Origin of the sequence: Wolbachia endosymbiont of Drosophila incompta, assembly GCF_001758565.1 — a bacterium.
GTDB lineage: Bacteria > Pseudomonadota > Alphaproteobacteria > Rickettsiales > Anaplasmataceae > Wolbachia > Wolbachia pipientis.
Genome location: NZ_CP011148.1, coordinates 459945 through 476436, shown reverse-complemented (window position 1 = coordinate 476436; position 16492 = coordinate 459945). Strand labels below are relative to the sequence as shown.

Below are 16492 nucleotides of genomic sequence, written 5' to 3'. Positions count from 1 at the left end.
TTGTGGGATTGATGATATACAAAAAGCTTTAATCAGTAATGGATTTAATAACACAAAAATTATGAATGATGCTTTGCTCATTTCACATTTTATTAGTGATTCGACAAGTCCAAGTGATATAGTATTATTTATTGGTGCTGGTAGTAATATAGCTAAATTGGCAAAGGAAACTGCAGCACTTATTGCGGAAGTTAAGGTTTAATGTAATGAATAAGATAATCAATAACGTATTTGCAAGAGAAATTTTAGATAGCAGGGGTTACCCCACTATTGAGGTAGAAATTGAGCTCTGTGATGGTGCAATAGGCAGGGCATCTGTACCTTCTGGAGCTTCAACCGGTAAATTAGAAGCCTTGGAACTCAGGGACCAAGATGAGACAAGGTATTGTGGTAAGGGAGTGCTGAAAGCTGTTCAAGCTGTAAATGGGATAATAGCAGATGAAATCATTGGAATGAATGCAGCGGACCAAAATGCAATTGATAAAGCATTAATTGAACTGGATGGAACAAAAAACAAATCAAAACTTGGAGCAAATGCAACTTTGGGTGTGTCTCTTGCAGTTGCAAAAGCAGCAGCAAACAGTTTCAAAATGCCGCTATATAGATATTTGGGAGGAAAGCAGACGAGTGTTATGCCGGTTCCACTCATTAACATAATTAATGGTGGAGTAAATGCAGACAATAAGCTCGATTTCCAAGAATTCATGATTCTTCCGGTCGGTGCTGAGACTTTCAGCGAAGCGATTAGAATATCTGCGGAGGTATTCCACAACTTACGTAGCATTCTTAAGAAAAAAGGTTATAGCACAAATGTAGGGGATGAAGGTGGTTTTGCACCAAATATTGAAAGTACTGAAGAAGCACTTGATTTGATCATATACGCTATAGAATCAGCAGGTTATTCAGCGCAAAGTGATTTTGCACTAGGCCTTGATGTTGCTTCATCTACTTTTTATGAAGATGGAATTTACAAATTTGAACACAGAGATCTTACTTCAGAAGAGTTGACTGAATATTATTGTAATCTTGTGGAAAGATATCCAATAATTTCTATAGAAGATGCAATGAGTGAAGACGACTATGAAGGTTGGAAATTACTTACTGCAAAATTGGGGAGTAAAATTCAATTGGTTGGGGATGATTTGTTTGTTACAAATTGTGAACTGATATGCAAAGGAATAGAGGAAAAAATGGCAAATGCTGTACTGATCAAGCCAAATCAAATAGGGACGTTAACAGAAACTTTTGCTGCTATTGAAATGGCAAAATCAAATGGCTATAAAGCTGTTGTTTCTCATCGCTCAGGTGAAACAGAAGACACAACAATATCTCATATAGCAGTTGCGTCAAATTGCGGGCAAATAAAAACCGGGTCGCTATCGCGTTCTGATAGACTCGCGAAGTATAACGAGCTAATCAGAATAGAAAGCGCATTAGGAAAGGATGCTAAATATTATCGTGGGTTAGCATGGGTTTTATAGACGAAGTAAAATTGTGTTTAAAAGCTGGTGACGGTGGTGATGGCTGTGCAAGTTTTCGTCGAGAAAAGTTCGTTGAATTTGGTGGTCCAAATGGTGGTAATGGAGGAAAGGGTGGAAACATAGTTTTCATCAGCGACGCTAATCTCAACACTTTGCTTCATTTTCGTTATAGAAGACACATTAAAGCAGATAGTGGAAAAAATGGTGCAGGCAGGGATAGATCTGGCACAGCAGGGAAAGACGTTATACTTAAAGTTCCAGTCGGTGCACAAATAATTGATGAAGAAAGTGAAGAGATAATAGTAGACCTTGACAAGCCTGGTATGGAATTTCAAGTAGCACAGGGTGGAAAAGGTGGACTTGGAAATACTAATTTTAAATCTTCTACTAATAAGGCACCAAGACATTTTACTTACGGTCAGCCTGGCGAAGAAAAACATGTATTATTAAAACTAAAAGTTTTATCAGATGTTGGAATTATTGGCATGCCAAACGCAGGTAAATCAAAATTTTTGACTCGCTGCTCAAATTCCGATACAAAAGTAGGCGATTATCCATTTACCACCGTAAGACCTCATTTAGGCACGGTAAAAGTGGATGATAGCGAAGTTGTAATAGCAGATATTCCTGGAATAATTACTGATGCTCACCTTGGAGTTGGGCTCGGGCATAAATTTTTAAAGCACATAGAAAGGTGTCAAATTTTACTTCATTTAATCGATGTAACTCACGATGACGTTGTTTCGGCTTATAGTTGTATCCATAATGAATTGGAACTTTACAATAGTGATCTTGTTGAAAAAGAAGAGATTGTAGTATTAAACAAATGCGACTTATTGAGGGAAGCAGAAATTCTGGAAAAGAAGAATCACCTAGCTAATTATCTCAATAAAGAAGTGCTGTGCTTATCAATTAATGGTGATTTACAGCCTATTTTAAGATTATTAAGTGAAAAATTGAAAAAGAGTAATTCTAAGGAAATCGATGTATATGATCCTTTTAAAGCGTAAATTTTCTATTTATGGATGTACAAGAATGGTAGCGTGCAACCAGAACTAAGCGTACAGCTGTGCAAACATCGTGATTTGAGTCCACCAGAAGGGTGTCATCCCAGTGCCCAGACACTGGGATCCAGGAATTTTATTAAGTTGGTAAGCATAAAAGTAGCCGTTTTATGTTAAAATACAACGTTTTGATGATTATGAAAAGGCTGGATTCCAGACTGGAATGACACCATCATAAAGTGAATCAGTGTCAGCTACTTGCATCTACCATGCAAGTTAACTGAAAATTGCAATGTTCGTACACTTGACTACTTGGATCTAGTATGATTTAATTAACAAAGAAGTAGGCATGAAAAAATTATGTAGTGAACCAGTTTGCATAACACCAGGAGGAAAATATGGATAGAAAGACGAGAATAGAATCAGACAGCTTAGGGGAAGTAAAAGTACCAAGTGAACATTACTGGGGAGCACAGACTCAGCGTTCTTTAGAAAATTTTAAGATTGGCACAGAAAAAATGCCAGAGCCTCTGATTAAAGCATTAGCAATAGTAAAACTTGCAGCAGCGCGTGTTAATATGAAACATGGTGTTATAGATGATAGGGTAGGGGACGCAATTTGCACAGCCGCGAGGGAAGTAATAGATGGCAAATTTAATAATGAATTTCCGCTTGTTGTTTGGCAAACCGGATCCGGAACGCAGACTAATATGAATATGAATGAAGTGATCAGCAATCGTGCAATAGAGATTTTAGGTGGTAATTTGGGTAGTAAATCTCCAATACATCCAAATGATCATGTGAATTATGGTCAGTCGTCAAATGACACCTTTCCAACAGCAATGCATATAGCAGCAGCAGAGCAAATAAACTGCTTGCTTATTCCAAATCTTGAAAAATTGCATAAGGTGCTGGATAATAAGGTTCAGGAATTTAAAGATATAATAAAAGTAGGACGTACTCATCTGCAAGATGCAACGCCCCTAACACTAGGACAGGAGTTTTCTGGCTATGCAGCCCAGATTAAAAAGGGGATAGAGAGAGTAAAATCAACTTTAAGTGGTATATACGAGCTTGCACAAGGTGGCACTGCGGTTGGCACGGGACTCAATACTAAAAAGGGTTTTGCTGAAGATTTTGCAAAGCAAGTTGCAGGAATTACTAACCTTCCATTTACTTCAGCAGGCAATAAATTTGAAGCGCTAGCAGCAAATGATGCTTTAGTTGAGCTCAGTGGAACACTCAATACAGTAGCAGTCAGTTTAATGAAAATTGCAAATGATATAAGGTTGCTTGGTTCTGGTCCAAGATGCGGAATTGGGGAAATAATGTTACCGGAAAATGAGCCTGGTTCTTCAATTATGCCAGGTAAAGTGAATCCAACTCAGTGTGAAGCGGTGACTATGGTATGCACTCAAGTTATGGGAAATCATGTTGCTGTAACCATTAGTGGTTCAAACGGTCATTTTGAATTGAATGTGTTTAAGCCAGTGATAATTTACAATGTTTTGCAGTCTATAAGACTTTTAGCTGACGCAAGTTTAAATTTTACAGAAAAATGTGTAGTTGGTATTAAAGCAAATGAAGAGAGGATAAAAGATTTACTGAATCAGTCGTTGATGTTGGTCACTATATTAAATACGCATATAGGGTACGACAATGCAGCAAAAATAGCGAAGCTTGCTTATAAAGAAAATATCACTCTAAAAGAAGCAGCAGCAAAACTTCAACTGCTCACTGAGGAAGAGTTTGAAAGGATAGTGAAACCAGAAGAAATGGTAAATTATTTGTAACCGCTCACACTTAATTCTTCAATCTCACTAATAGAAAGGCCAGTAAACTTGACAATAGTGTTAACATCAACATTATTATCTTGCTTTGTCTACCTTATTTTGCCGCTCCCCTGAACGGATACGGTTTAAGACATAAGATCCTTTTTCATAGCTATACTACGTTATCCAGCGTCTGGGCACTGGTTTCTTGGTACTTATTCCGCAATAATTTTTTTTTCCTTCAATAAACTTTGCAGTTCGCCTTTTTCGTACATCTCGCGAGTGATGTCGCAACCACCAATAAACTCTTCCTTTATATATAATTGTGGAATTGTTGGCCAATCAGAAAACTTTTTTATAGATTCACGTATTTCATCATTCTCCAACACGTTAATATACTTAAACTTCACGTTCAATTTTTTTAGGATTGACACGACGAGTCCAGAGAATCCGCATTGAGGAAAATCAGAAGTGCCTTTCATATACAATACCACATCATTTTCTGTTATATCTTTTTTTATTTGTTCAAAATTGCTCATAAATTCACCTTATTTTTAAGTATTAGTTTCCAGTTGCAAGGCGTGTATAGACTGACCTTCCAGAGCTTTATATACCATTTTATGCTGTTCTATTTTTGTCTTTCCAAGAAAACACTTGGAGTTTATTTTTAAATGATAATGGTCATCATCTCCAGCAAGATCATGAATCTTTATATCAGCGTCGGGGAACGATTGTTTGATGATCCTCTCTAATTCGTGAATTGCAATAGTCATTGATTTGCTTTAAATTACAATACTTTCATTATAAATCTAAAACGATTGAGCGCAATAAAAAGTTGCTATCATAAAAAATAGAAGCATACTATAATAATGGAATGACAAATTATGCAGGGAGGCTTTGTGGTGGGCGAAAGATTTAAATTCACATATCTATTGGTTTTGCTAACTTTTTCATTTAGGTGCTTATCTTACGATGATAAAATAAATAACTTAGAGAATGTTTACATCAAAGCTAACTATTTTGGAGCATTCTTCAATGCAATAGGTTCTCTAGAAGGAAAAGAAGATGCAGGTGACAATATAACAGAGGGGGTTTTTAGTTTTAATAAGAAGGAGCGAATTGAAGCTGGATACAGTCCTAAATATGTTCCAGGGTTTGCCGGTAGTGCTGCAATAGGGTATTTATTCAAAAATATGAGAGTTGAGTTTGAAGGCTTATATTCTCAGACTAACTTATATGATGAAGATTATTCAGATAAGAAAAAAGCAAGATATATTGAACTTCGTCGTCACAATGATGCGTCTACTGGAGCGGAATGTAATTCACCTTGGAGAAGTGGAAAGGTTGATATTCACATTCAAGAAAATTGTAGTGTTGAAGCAGAGTTCAGAGCTGCATTTAAGATGAAAAATGAAGGTTTTAATAACTTAGCTGGAATGGTCAATGTATATCGTGATTTTAATATAGCAAAAATGCCATTCACCCCATATGTTGGTATTGGTGCAGGTGTAACTAGGGTTAAATTTCTAGGAAAAACCAGATATGCCTTGGCTTACCAAGCAAAACTTGGTATCAATCACCAACTTACAGCACAAACTCAAGCATTTGCTGGTTTACGCTATTTTGGTATCCTTGATAACCAATTTAAAGATATTGTACCAGGAATAAAGATACTAGCTGGTGAAGGATATATTCCTGCCGGTGGAGGAAGTAAAGTTGATGAAACTGCACGTGTTGAATCAACAACTGCAACCATTACCAATAGGTTTGGCATATATGGCTTAGAGTTTGGGTTGGTTTATTACTTTTAACTTTATCCAATAAATTACATATGTGAAGATAGTAAATTCAGCGTGCTGAGAACATTAGAAAGACGAGATTTTAATTGATTTTCATATTTACTCCAATCTTGTATTGCCTTTCTTGCAACACCTGAATCAACTGCGGCTTTTGCAACAGCAGGAGCTACTATAGAAATTAATCTTGGGTCAAATGGAGTAGGTATTATATATTCACGTCCATAGCCCATTTTACGACCGCCATAGACTGCAGATATCTCACCTGGTACTGGCTCACGGGCAAGCTTTGCTATTGCATCTGCAGCTGCAATTTTCATTTCATCATTTATTGTTGTTGCATGTACATCAAGTGCCCCTCTAAATATATAAGGAAAACCCATTACGTTGTTGACTTGGTTGTTGTAATCTGACCTACCAGTTGCAATTATTGCATCTGGCCTCACAGATTTTGCAAACTCAGGCCTTACTTCTGGATCGGGATTGGCAAGAGCAAAAATAATCGGGTCTTTGCCCATAATCTTTAACATCTCTTCATTTAACACATCTTTTGCAGATAGTCCGATGAATACATCAGCGCCTTTTATTGTATCAAGTAGAGAACGTTCGGAAGTATCAATTGCATACTTTTCCTTCCACTCATTCATATCCTCGTTTCTACCTTTGTATATTACTCCTTGCTTATCACACAGCACTATATTTTTAGCGCCCATGGACTTTAGTATTTCTAAACATGCAATACCGGCTGCTCCAGCACCATTCATAATGATCTTAACGTCCTCTAATTTCTTTTCAACAATATCAAGAGCATTTTCTATGCCAGCTGCAACAACCACCGCAGTTCCATGCTGGTCATCATGGAACACTGGAATATCCATCAGTTCATTCAGGCGTTTCTCTATTATAAAACAATCGGGAGATCTTATATCTTCTAAATTTATCCCCCCCCAACTTGGCCCAAGATACCTTACTGCATTGATGAAATCTTCTATATTTTCTGTACCAACTTCTATATCAACTGCATCAATATCAGCAAAACGCTTAAATAAAACAGCTTTGCCTTCCATGACAGGTTTTGCAGCAAGAGGACCGATATTACCAAGTCCAAGCACTGCAGTGCCATTTGAAATGACAGCAACACAGTTGCTTTTTGCTGTATAATCATAAATAACCTCAGGATTTTTAGCTATTTCAAGGCACGGAGCTGCAACACCAGGGGAATAAGCAAGTGACAAATCATACTGGGTAGATAAAGGTTTTGTTGGCATGATTGAAATTTTACCAGGGTTACCACCTCTGCTGTGATACTTAAGCGCTTCTTGTTTTGTGGTACTATCTAAATCATCGTTCATCATTACATCCTTATATTTTAAGCTTGTATTTTTTAAGTATATGGAGTTTTTATAAATGTTCAATTGTAAACTATTAACTTGTGAACTCTGTTGTACTTCTGTATAAGTTTACCTATTACGTAAGATGATATTACATGCTTAAAAAAAACGTGCCTAATTTGCTTACAATTTCTCGTGCACTTGCAATACCAGCAATAATATTAAGTTTTTATATAGAAAATAAATATGCAGGCCTGATAACAATATCAATCTTTGTGTTTGCGTGCATTACGGATTTTTTTGATGGTTACCTGGCGCGTGCGTGGAAAGTCCAATCAAAGTTTGGCAAGCTATTTGATCCAATTGCTGACAAATTAATAGTGGTTTCAACGATAATTATGCTAGTTTATAAGCATAAGATAAATGATTTTACAATAGTACCATCGATTATCATCATCTGTCGGGAGATATTAGTCTCGGGTTTACGGGAGTTTCTGATAGCTACAAATGTTAGTCTACCTGTAAGCAAAGCTGGAAAAATTAAAACATTTTTGCAGATGGTTGCTGTAGTAGCGCTAATAATGAACGATTATTATATGATTCAATATACAGGTGCGATTTGTTTATGGGTTGCAGCTATTATAACTATGTGGTCAGGCTATAATTATATCCTAGCCGGCATCAAATAGATTGATTAAATCTCCTAGGAAATAGTTAATAGACAAGAGTAGTTAATATCTTAGTGATATTGACTCAGAAAGCAAAAAGGTGTATAATTGTATTAACTTACTACTAATTAGGTTAATATTATGAAAATACCTAGTGGCAAATTTTCTTCTACTAAAAAGGTTCCAGGAAAGAATAAGAAAAAAAGAGATTTTGAACCATTAGAAGAGTTTTTTTGGGATTTTTGGCCAACAGTTGATAAAGAAGTCAAAAGAGAAAGGCTAGAACAAGAACTATTAGCACTAAAAAAAAGAGAGCTATATAGAAAATGTGCATCATTGGCAACAATGGTCCCATTTACATTGCTGATGGCGATTGAACTGGAAAAAACATATAGCGATCAGGTATTACTTGGCGTGATAAGTGGCGCGCTAAGCCACACTATATTACCTTTTACAGTCTTATCTCTTATTTGTACGCTATATTTAATTTACAATAATAGGAAGATAGCACAAAAAGAACGAGAGTTGGAGATTATTGAAAATGGAGAGGAAGTAAAGGAAAAAGAGCACAATATTTCTGATATAGGTCAGTGTTTGATCTATATTGAGGCTATAACAACTGCACTGGTTATTGTAGGTATGATAATGGGTGAAACATCTTCACTTGAAGCAGCAGAGGATGCAATTTTATTTCTTGCCAATGCAATTGCTTTTCTTGCAACTCTTGTTTCTTATATTGATAAGCATGAAAAAAATAAGAAAAAGGAAACAGAAAAGTCTGATCTTGATGAGAAATCTAGCAAGAAAACTAGCAATATATCTGTAGCCGGATTGGCGCTTGCTGGTTCTTCTGTATTTTTAATAAGAAGGATAATGTTAATAGCATTAGCATCGTCCTTAAATCCTGCTGTTGGACCTACTTTAGGCTTGGTAGGGGTATTGCAATTTTTATGGCTGTACAGGTCTTAACTATACATTCCTACAGTAAGACGCTGAAAGATCCAAAAGTGGAAGGACGAGGTGAATCAAGAAATGCAGGTAGTTCTGACCGTAGTTATAAAGAAGAAGGACCGGCTATTGCCTAAGAAATTTATTTATTTAAGTAATATTTAGGTCTATACTTTATTTTGATCGAAAAAAATCTTATGTATAAGACTTTAATCACGTGCTTTATTTTCCTAATTTGCTCCTTTACACAATCGTATGCGGATGATCTTGAAAAAACTGAAACTGAACTATATGAAGGAGCAGTTGAACTTTTTGACCAGAAAAAATATAAACAAGCTATTAGGGCATTTCATAAGATAGAGGATTTGTATCCTTTTTCTTATTGGGCAATGAAAGCAAAATTATTATCTGGGGTCTCTCACTATAATATGGGTAACTATAGCAGTGCTGCAAGTGATATGGCTGATTATATATATGTTTATTCAAATGGTGAAGATTTACCATATATATACTACTTAAGAGTATTATCTTATTACATGCAAATTAATAAAGTGCAACTTGGACAGCAAACTGCATATAAAACTTTAGAGCTAGCCACTGAGTACATTAATCTCTTTCCAGGCAGCGAATATGTAGACGAGATAAAGGAAAGAGCAAAATTAATCACAGAACATATATCAACAAAAGAGTATTCTATCGGTAAATTTTACCTGAGGCGTGGTGAATATTTAGCAGCAATTAAGCGTTTCCAGAATATGGCAAGCTATAAGGATTCTAAATATTTTTCTAAGTCTATTAACCATTTAATAGCAGCCCATTCAGCTCTTGGCCTTGACTTAGAAGCTGAGCAGTATGAAAGTATGTTATTAGCAGAAAACCTGCAAGATGCCAAGCCAGAGGCTTGAAAATTTGCTTTAGCTTTTTCTATGCTTTGATATATAATTAGGTTTTGAACTATTTGAATATGGCTGGTCATTCACAATTTTCAAATATAAAACATCGGAAAGGCGCTCAGGATGCAAAGCGCTCTCAAAAATTTACGAAGCTGATCAGAGAAATAACAGTTGCTGCAAAGCAAGGGCTGCCCGATCCCGAACTCAACCCGCACCTTCGCTCTGCTATATTTGCTGCACGCAAGGAAAATCTACCAAAAGATAAAATAGAAACAGCAATAAAAAATGCAACTGGTAACGTTGCTGGAGAAAATTACGAGGAAATCCAATATGAAGGTCATGGGCCTTCTGGCACTGCACTCATTGTCCATGTTTTGACTAATAATCGCAACCGAACTGCTTCTGAGGTACGTTATATATTTTCTCGCAAGGGTGGAAACTTGGGAGAAACAGGAAGTGTTAGTTACCTTTTCGATCATGTAGGCTTAATCGTCTATAAAGCAGAGGGTGTGAATTTTGATGATTTATTCAGTCATGGAATCGAATTAGAAGTATTGAATGTTGAGGAAAATGACAAAGAAGGATTACACGTTATAACTTGTGAAATAAAAGATTTTGGTAAAGTACGCGATGCCTTTTATGCAAAATTCGGAGAACCAGAACTTGCTCGTCTTTCATGGCAGCCAAAAGATCTGATTGAAATTAGCGATAAAGAGTTGATTGATAAATTATCTGCATTGGTTGAAGAATTAGAAGATAATGATGATGTACANNNNGATAATGATGATGTACAGTATGTTGATGCTGTTTAAATGATGAAGCTGATTGTATTTATGCTGCTCTTTATCTTACCGTTATATACCGCTGAAACATCAACAGATCTTGCACAGCCATTCCAGCATGGAATCAGAAAAAAAAAAGCTACTTTGACGACAGAAAGTGATAGAAAGTTGTTATTCATATCCAGTACCATAAAATCTTCCTTTTTTGCCACGGAAGGGTTGGCGCCAAATACAGTGGTGAAATTGATCAACATATATAAAGATTTCGGTGTTGATTTTAAAAAAGACATTGTGCCGAAGAGTAAATTGGAGGTTCTTTTTGAGAGATTGCCTAATAATCAGAAGACTGAAGAAAAAATTTTATATGCTTCACTGATAATAAACAAGAAAGCTATTAGTTTATATCATTATAAATCGCAAGACGGCAAAGAAAGGTATTTTAATAAAGAAGGAATAAGCTTAAAAAATGGCGAAATTTTTGCAAATCCTTTAAATGGAGATTATCGCATATCCTCAAAATTTGGCAATAGAAAGCATCCTGTTCGCGGTAAAATTGCTTTTCACAAAGGAGTGGATTATGCAGCTAAACTTGGCACTCCCATATACGCTGCTGCAGAGGGTGTGATAGAATGTATAGGAAAGAATGGTGGCTATGGAAATTACATCAAAATAAAACACAAAAATGAATATTCAACCTGTTACGCGCATATAAGTAGATTTAGTGGCGATATAAAGTTAGGCTCTAAAGTAAAGCAGGGGCAGGTCATCGCCTATGTTGGTAGCACTGGTGTTGCAACAGGCCCTCATTTACATTACGAAGTTATATATAACGGCAAACACATCGATCCGCTTACGATAGCACATAAAACTGAAGTAAAATTGCCTGATCATGAATTAAGAGAGTTTAAACTATTTGTAAATAAGATAAATAAAACGATCAACAGAGAGAGTTCAAGTGAAAAAGAAGTTTAAAGACAATATGGATAAGAATACGATAAACGATAGAAATTTGAGTCAAATTCGGGCTTTTCCTGTACTAATAGCGCTAGGATTAATTTTATCGCTGCTTTTTTTGGCATATGACAGCACAATTGCACTTGGAGTTGCTGCCGTTTCAATTTTGACTTTTCTTCAAGGATTTTTTATTAATGACCCTAATGAAGCAAGAGTGATAGAATTTTTTGGTCATTATATTGGAACTTATTTTAAGTCTGGAATATGTGTAACGCTTCCCTTTTCAAGCAAATATATAGTTTTCCTAAAATTTCAGAATATTAACACAGAAAAAATAAAAGTTAATGATGCAAATGGAAGTCCAATAGAGATTTCTGCAGTAATTGTTTGGAGAGTGAGCAGTCCTGCAAAGGCGTATTATAATGTTAACAACTATCACGAATTTGTTTTTGTACAAAGTGACTCGGTAATTAGAGAATTGGCGAGCAATTATCCGTATGACAGCGAGAGCAATGAGGAATCTTTACGTAAAAATTCTGATAAAATTTCAGATGAATTGCGGTCAATGTTACAACAAAGATTAGATATTGCAGGAATTGAGATTACAGAAGCAAGAATATCGCATTTGGCGTATTCGTCCGAGATTGCACAAGCAATGTTAAGGCGTCAACAAGCACATGCTATCACTTCGGCAAGAAGGCATATAGTGCAAAATGCAATAGGAATTGTCGAGGAAGTAATAGCTCATTTTGAAAAAAACAAAAGCTTACAATTAGATGGCAAGCAAAAGGTTCAATTGATAAATAATTTGTTGGTTGCCCTAATCTCTGAGCAAGATGCACAACCGACGATTAGTTTAGATAATAATTAGCATAGAAGCCGATTGGGTTTCATAAATGCAAGTCACTATTAATTTCTTGATTAATAGACTAAATGATGTTATAAATTACACGCATTAGGGGTGCTCTAGAAAAGCTGAGAGTACATAAAGTACAACCCTTTGAACCTGATATTGTTAAAGCAAGCGTAGGAAAATGTATGTATATAAATATTGAAGAATGCTTCGGCTTCATTGCGTTAATTGCATCTCTAATTGGATTATCACCTCAAGTATATAAAGCATATATCACTAAAGTTACTCGTGATGTATCGATGTTAATGTTAGTAAACTATCTTATTTGTTCATTGTCTTGGATTGGCTATGGTCTTTACCAGAGCTCAATTTTTGTGGTGCTTAGCAATATTACTGGATTAGTGATTAGCATAATATCAATTATTCAAAAATGTTACTACGATGCAAAACCTGCACCATGATCATGTGCTGCACTGCAGTACACAACAACAATATCGTTCTATTGTAGTGCTAAATGGAAAAATACCGAGCTCATCGTTTTTTAAACGAGATATACCTATTATTGCTGTAGATGGAGGAGCAAACAAGCTTCTATCAATTGGCGTAAAACCTGATCTTGTAGTAGGAGATTTGGATAGCGTAAATCTGGATTTACGTGCTAATTTGAATACGATATATCTACCTGATCAAGATTATTGCGACTTTTCTAAAGCAATGGCTCACTTAAAAACAGTAAAGTTATTGCCATCAATAGTAACGGGTATTACTGGAGGAGCAATTGATCACATACTACAGAATATTAACATTTTTCTAAGTACGGGCAGTATCTTTTACACACCTTCACCTCCCATGGTAGGTTACACTTTACAAAAAGGTATTACCCATTTTTTTTCTTTGCCAAAAAATACTAAAATATCTTTACTTGGTATACCGAGAGCTCAAATATCAACTAAAGGATTAAAATGGGAACTGCACCTTAGTAATCTTGCTTTTCCGGGAAAAAATTCCCGCTTTAATCGAAGTTTAGGCAATAAGGTATCCGTAGAAGTACACAGTGGTATATGTCTAGCAATGATTTATTTAGAGACAGTAGATGATGCTGCAAGACATCATGTGCGTCAAGTTAAGAAGTAAATAGACTTCTTGCATAACCCAAACTAAGTAGAAAAAAGGTATCATCCAAGTAGCTGACACTGGTTCCTTTATGACGTGTCATTCCAGTTTCAGCTACTTGAATGACAGCAGTCCTACGTCATACCGCCGCGGTATCTCTTAGCCGCTAACAAGCAGCGGGATGACGAATTACTTAACCATCATTACACCGTCATACCGCGATTCATTCGCGGTATCTCTTAACATAGATCCCCTACTATACCTTAACATAGATCCCGCTAACACGTAGCGGGATGACGATTGTCGTTTAGCTATAAACATTAAGAAATTTACCAAACGAAAAAAAAGGCAAAAGAAGCCCTGAGGTTATTATCCGCTTTAAAATATTGGCGTTTTTTATGTTTTAAACGCTTGACAAGCGAGATTCAGCCGCTTTTAATTGCAACTAACTTACACTGCAAACGTTTAAGAAATTTACTAAGCAGAAAAAAAGACAAAGAATCCCCGAGTTAGCTAGTCTTTTACTATCTCTGTCGAGTATTGGCATTTTTTGATGTCTTGTAACGCTTTATAAGCGCGTTCAGCTTATTTAGATAAAAATCTAGATGTAGATGAAGTTTTGTAAAGACATACAGTATCTATATACTGCAAAAAAATTGAACATAAGACGCCGATACATTAAGTAATCCTTACCTTTTAATCTGCAGATTGGCGAAAGCAAATACAATAGCTTCAGTTTCATGATAGGGGAGCTGGCGGAGTTTGTCAAGCAAGTTTTTTCGTTTCTACTGAATGACAGTTGTGGCTTGGGAGGTAGTGCAAGAAGTCTATTGTATTACTGAATTATTAATAATCTAGTAATAGTGCCTGCTATGTAGCTAAAATTTTCCTTTAACTTAAGCTATATGTAGCTAAAATAACTTGGGTTTACCGACGATTTGACAAACGACAAATTCGTCATCCCGCTACTTGTTAGCGGGATCTAGAGATATCGCAGCGGTATGACCCTGACTTGCATTAGCTATGTATAATAAAGGGAATCTATGACAAAAGAATCATTGGTAAAAACTGATATAGTGAAAGTTGAAGACAAAAAGGCGGTAAGAAGCTTTTTTAAAATACTAGGTGGAGTGGCAGATGCTGTAAGATCGTGGATTGGTAACATCAGTCCTGATTTAAGCAACAGTCGCGATATCGATAGTTTAGTCTTGAAGATGAACGAGTGCTTAAATCCAAAGGGAGGGGAGGTTTCAGCACGTAAAAACGCTGTATCTCTTGGTGACTTGTACTTAAGCTTATCAGAGAAAGGTAAAATAAAATTTCTACAAACCCTGGCAGAAAAATTTAATCCGAATAAAGCGGAAATAGATGAGAAAATTAGAGAGTATAAGAAAAACCAAGATCCCGAGTTAAACTATAAATTTGAACAGGATTTAATAAAAATTCTTGAATCACCGCGTTCTAAAATATTGAAGCAATTTATTTCTTTACCAGAAGGCCTTAAGTTTATTGTTGATATGCGTTCTGACGTGCTTAAGCTAAAGAACCAATATAGAAGCTTGAATCCACTAGAAAGCGAATTAAAAAATATACTCTATACTTGGGTTGATGTTGATCTACTTGATCTTCGTCAAATCACCTGGGATTCACCTGCATCATTGCTAGAAAAACTTATAAAATATGAAGCTGTGCATAAAATTTCCTCTTGGGATGACTTAAAAAACAGGCTGGGTCTCTGTTTTGCTTTTTTTCATTACAAGATACCAAACGAACCTCTAATTTTTGTAGAGGTTGCATTGGTGGATAAGATTGCAGATAGTATTCAACACCTTTTAGATGAGTCAGTACCTTCAAATGATCCGAGTAATGCAAGCACTGCTATATTCTATTCAATATCAAACACTCAAGCAGGGTTATCTGGAATCAGCCTTGGTAATTTTTTGATCAAAAGGGTTGTAGAAAAGCTATCACAGGAGTTTAAAAGTATAAAAACATATGCAACTCTTTCTCCAATACCTGGCTTTACGAAATGGCTAAAAAACAATCTAAACCAAGATGTCACTTTATTGGGCAAACTAAATATAAAACAATCTAGTGCAGAAATTTTAGAAAGTGCAGAGCAATTAAAAATTAACGTTGAATGTATAAATGAAACTAAACAATGCATGCTTAAACTATGTGCATATTATTTACTAAAAGTGAATAATAGTAATGGGAATGCTTATGATCCGGTGGCGCATTTTCATTTAAGCAATGGTGCATCGATAAAACAATTAAACTGGATGGCGGATACTTCTGAAAAAGGTATTAGTCAGTCGGCTGGAATGATGGTAAATTATCTGTATGAGTTGCCTAAAATAGATAATAATCATGAAAACTATATGGTTAATAAAGTGATTTCCTGCTCGAAAAAAGTGTCGTCTATGTTGAAGGAGTAAATAGTCTCTTAATAAAGGATTGCCCTCACAACACTTAAAATGTAAAATGGTTCTACTTAAGTAAAATAGCCATAAATGAACAACATAAGAAATTTTGCAATAATAGCGCATATAGACCACGGTAAGTCAACGCTTGCTGACCGTTTAATAGAGGAATGTAACGGCCTTGAAGCAAGAGAAATGATCAATCAAATACTCGATTCAATGGATATAGAACGCGAACGTGGGATTACAATTAAGGCACAGACGGTAAAACTCAATTATACGGCAAACGACGGTAATCAATATTGCCTAAATCTCATGGACACCCCAGGTCACGTTGACTTTTCTTACGAGGTAAGCCGAAGCTTAGCCGCATGTGAAGGTTCACTTTTAGTGGTAGATAGTAGCCAGGGCGTTGAAGCACAAACCCTTGCAAATGTATATAAAGCTATTGACAACAACCATGAAATAATAGTT

17 protein-coding genes, 1 pseudogene and 1 riboswitch are annotated in these 16492 nt (G+C 35.9%); of the genes and pseudogenes, 15 read left to right on the top strand and 3 right to left on the bottom strand.

Going from position 1 to position 16492, the window contains the following annotated elements; all coding sequences use genetic code 11:
• The 4 genes and pseudogenes from WG67_RS08305 to fumC all read left to right on the top strand — a co-directional run.
• Nucleotides 1–202: pseudogene (locus WG67_RS08305) on the top strand (UDP-N-acetylmuramate--L-alanine ligase); the annotation flags it as partial.
• Nucleotides 203–206: 4 nt separating this feature from the next.
• On the top strand, nt 207–1481 hold the full coding sequence (gene eno / locus WG67_RS02105) for a phosphopyruvate hydratase (RefSeq protein ID WP_070356836.1): 1275 nt from the start codon (nt 207–209) through the stop codon (nt 1479–1481).
• On the top strand, nt 1469–2491 hold the full coding sequence (gene cgtA, locus WG67_RS02100; RefSeq protein ID WP_070356835.1) for an Obg family GTPase CgtA: 1023 nt from the start codon (nt 1469–1471) through the stop codon (nt 2489–2491). Before eno ends, cgtA begins: the two co-directional genes overlap by 13 nt.
• A gap of 392 nt (nt 2492–2883) precedes the next feature.
• The gene (gene fumC, locus WG67_RS02095; RefSeq protein ID WP_010962632.1) at nt 2884–4278 is read left to right on the top strand and encodes a class II fumarate hydratase; all 1395 of its coding nucleotides are present in this window, start codon (nt 2884–2886) and stop codon (nt 4276–4278) included.
• A 194-nt stretch (nt 4279–4472) separates the two neighbouring features.
• On the opposite strand, the gene grxD is transcribed toward fumC, so the two are convergent.
• Together grxD and WG67_RS02085 are read right to left on the bottom strand one after the other, a co-directional pair.
• Complete coding sequence (grxD, locus tag WG67_RS02090; protein ID WP_006280013.1) at nt 4473–4796, bottom strand: Grx4 family monothiol glutaredoxin; 324 nt, start codon at nt 4794–4796, stop codon at nt 4473–4475.
• Between the two features lie 15 nt (nt 4797–4811).
• Nucleotides 4812–5030, bottom strand: coding sequence for a BolA/IbaG family iron-sulfur metabolism protein (locus WG67_RS02085; protein WP_006280012.1), 219 nt, complete (start codon nt 5028–5030; stop codon nt 4812–4814).
• Between the two features lie 111 nt (nt 5031–5141).
• Between WG67_RS02085 and WG67_RS06090 the strand changes: the two genes are divergently transcribed.
• Nucleotides 5142–6068, top strand: a complete 927-nt coding sequence (locus WG67_RS06090) for a P44/Msp2 family outer membrane protein (RefSeq protein WP_179945732.1) — start codon at nt 5142–5144, stop codon at nt 6066–6068.
• A gap of 14 nt (nt 6069–6082) precedes the next feature.
• On the opposite strand, the gene WG67_RS02075 is transcribed toward WG67_RS06090, so the two are convergent.
• Nucleotides 6083–7405 carry a malic enzyme-like NAD(P)-binding protein gene (locus WG67_RS02075; RefSeq protein ID WP_083250457.1) on the bottom strand — a complete coding sequence of 441 codons (1323 nt, stop codon included), beginning with the start codon at nt 7403–7405 and terminating at the stop codon, nt 6083–6085.
• Nucleotides 7406–7539: 134 nt separating this feature from the next.
• Here WG67_RS02075 and pgsA point away from each other — a divergent pair, with 134 nt between their 5' ends.
• The 10 genes from pgsA to WG67_RS08300 form a co-directional block, all read left to right on the top strand.
• On the top strand, nt 7540–8073 hold the full coding sequence (gene pgsA / locus WG67_RS02070; protein WP_010962629.1) for a CDP-diacylglycerol--glycerol-3-phosphate 3-phosphatidyltransferase: 534 nt from the start codon (nt 7540–7542) through the stop codon (nt 8071–8073).
• Nucleotides 8074–8193: 120 nt separating this feature from the next.
• Nucleotides 8194–9021, top strand: coding sequence for a hypothetical protein (locus WG67_RS02065; RefSeq protein WP_245683389.1), 828 nt, complete (start codon nt 8194–8196; stop codon nt 9019–9021).
• Nucleotides 9022–9197: 176 nt separating this feature from the next.
• Nucleotides 9198–9905, top strand: a complete 708-nt coding sequence (locus tag WG67_RS02060) for an outer membrane protein assembly factor BamD (RefSeq protein ID WP_070356834.1) — start codon at nt 9198–9200, stop codon at nt 9903–9905.
• A gap of 59 nt (nt 9906–9964) precedes the next feature.
• Nucleotides 9965–10705, top strand: a complete 741-nt coding sequence (locus WG67_RS02055; RefSeq protein WP_070356833.1) for a YebC/PmpR family DNA-binding transcriptional regulator — start codon at nt 9965–9967, stop codon at nt 10703–10705.
• Nucleotides 10706–10708: 3 nt separating this feature from the next.
• Nucleotides 10709–11647 (top strand): M23 family metallopeptidase, encoded by a 939-nt coding sequence (locus tag WG67_RS02050; protein ID WP_070357046.1) that lies wholly within the window; start codon nt 10709–10711, stop codon nt 11645–11647.
• Nucleotides 11648–11654: 7 nt separating this feature from the next.
• Nucleotides 11655–12500 carry an SPFH domain-containing protein gene (locus tag WG67_RS02045; RefSeq protein WP_070357045.1) on the top strand — a complete coding sequence of 282 codons (846 nt, stop codon included), beginning with the start codon at nt 11655–11657 and terminating at the stop codon, nt 12498–12500.
• A 76-nt stretch (nt 12501–12576) separates the two neighbouring features.
• Nucleotides 12577–12679: riboswitch (TPP riboswitch) on the top strand.
• The gene (locus WG67_RS02040) at nt 12668–12943 is read left to right on the top strand and encodes a SemiSWEET family sugar transporter (protein ID WP_070356832.1); all 276 of its coding nucleotides are present in this window, start codon (nt 12668–12670) and stop codon (nt 12941–12943) included. It overlaps the preceding riboswitch by 12 nt.
• Nucleotides 12924–13616 carry a thiamine diphosphokinase gene (locus WG67_RS02035; protein WP_070356831.1) on the top strand — a complete coding sequence of 231 codons (693 nt, stop codon included), beginning with the start codon at nt 12924–12926 and terminating at the stop codon, nt 13614–13616. The genes WG67_RS02040 and WG67_RS02035 overlap by 20 nt, the downstream gene beginning before the upstream one ends.
• A 1022-nt stretch (nt 13617–14638) precedes the next feature.
• Nucleotides 14639–16033: a malonyl-CoA decarboxylase gene (locus WG67_RS02030; RefSeq protein ID WP_070356830.1), complete on the top strand. Its 1395-nt coding sequence runs from the start codon at nt 14639–14641 to the stop codon at nt 16031–16033.
• Nucleotides 16034–16108: 75 nt separating this feature from the next.
• A partial coding sequence (locus WG67_RS08300; RefSeq protein WP_458694987.1) for a GTP-binding protein occupies nt 16109–16492 on the top strand: 384 nt, incomplete at its 3' end.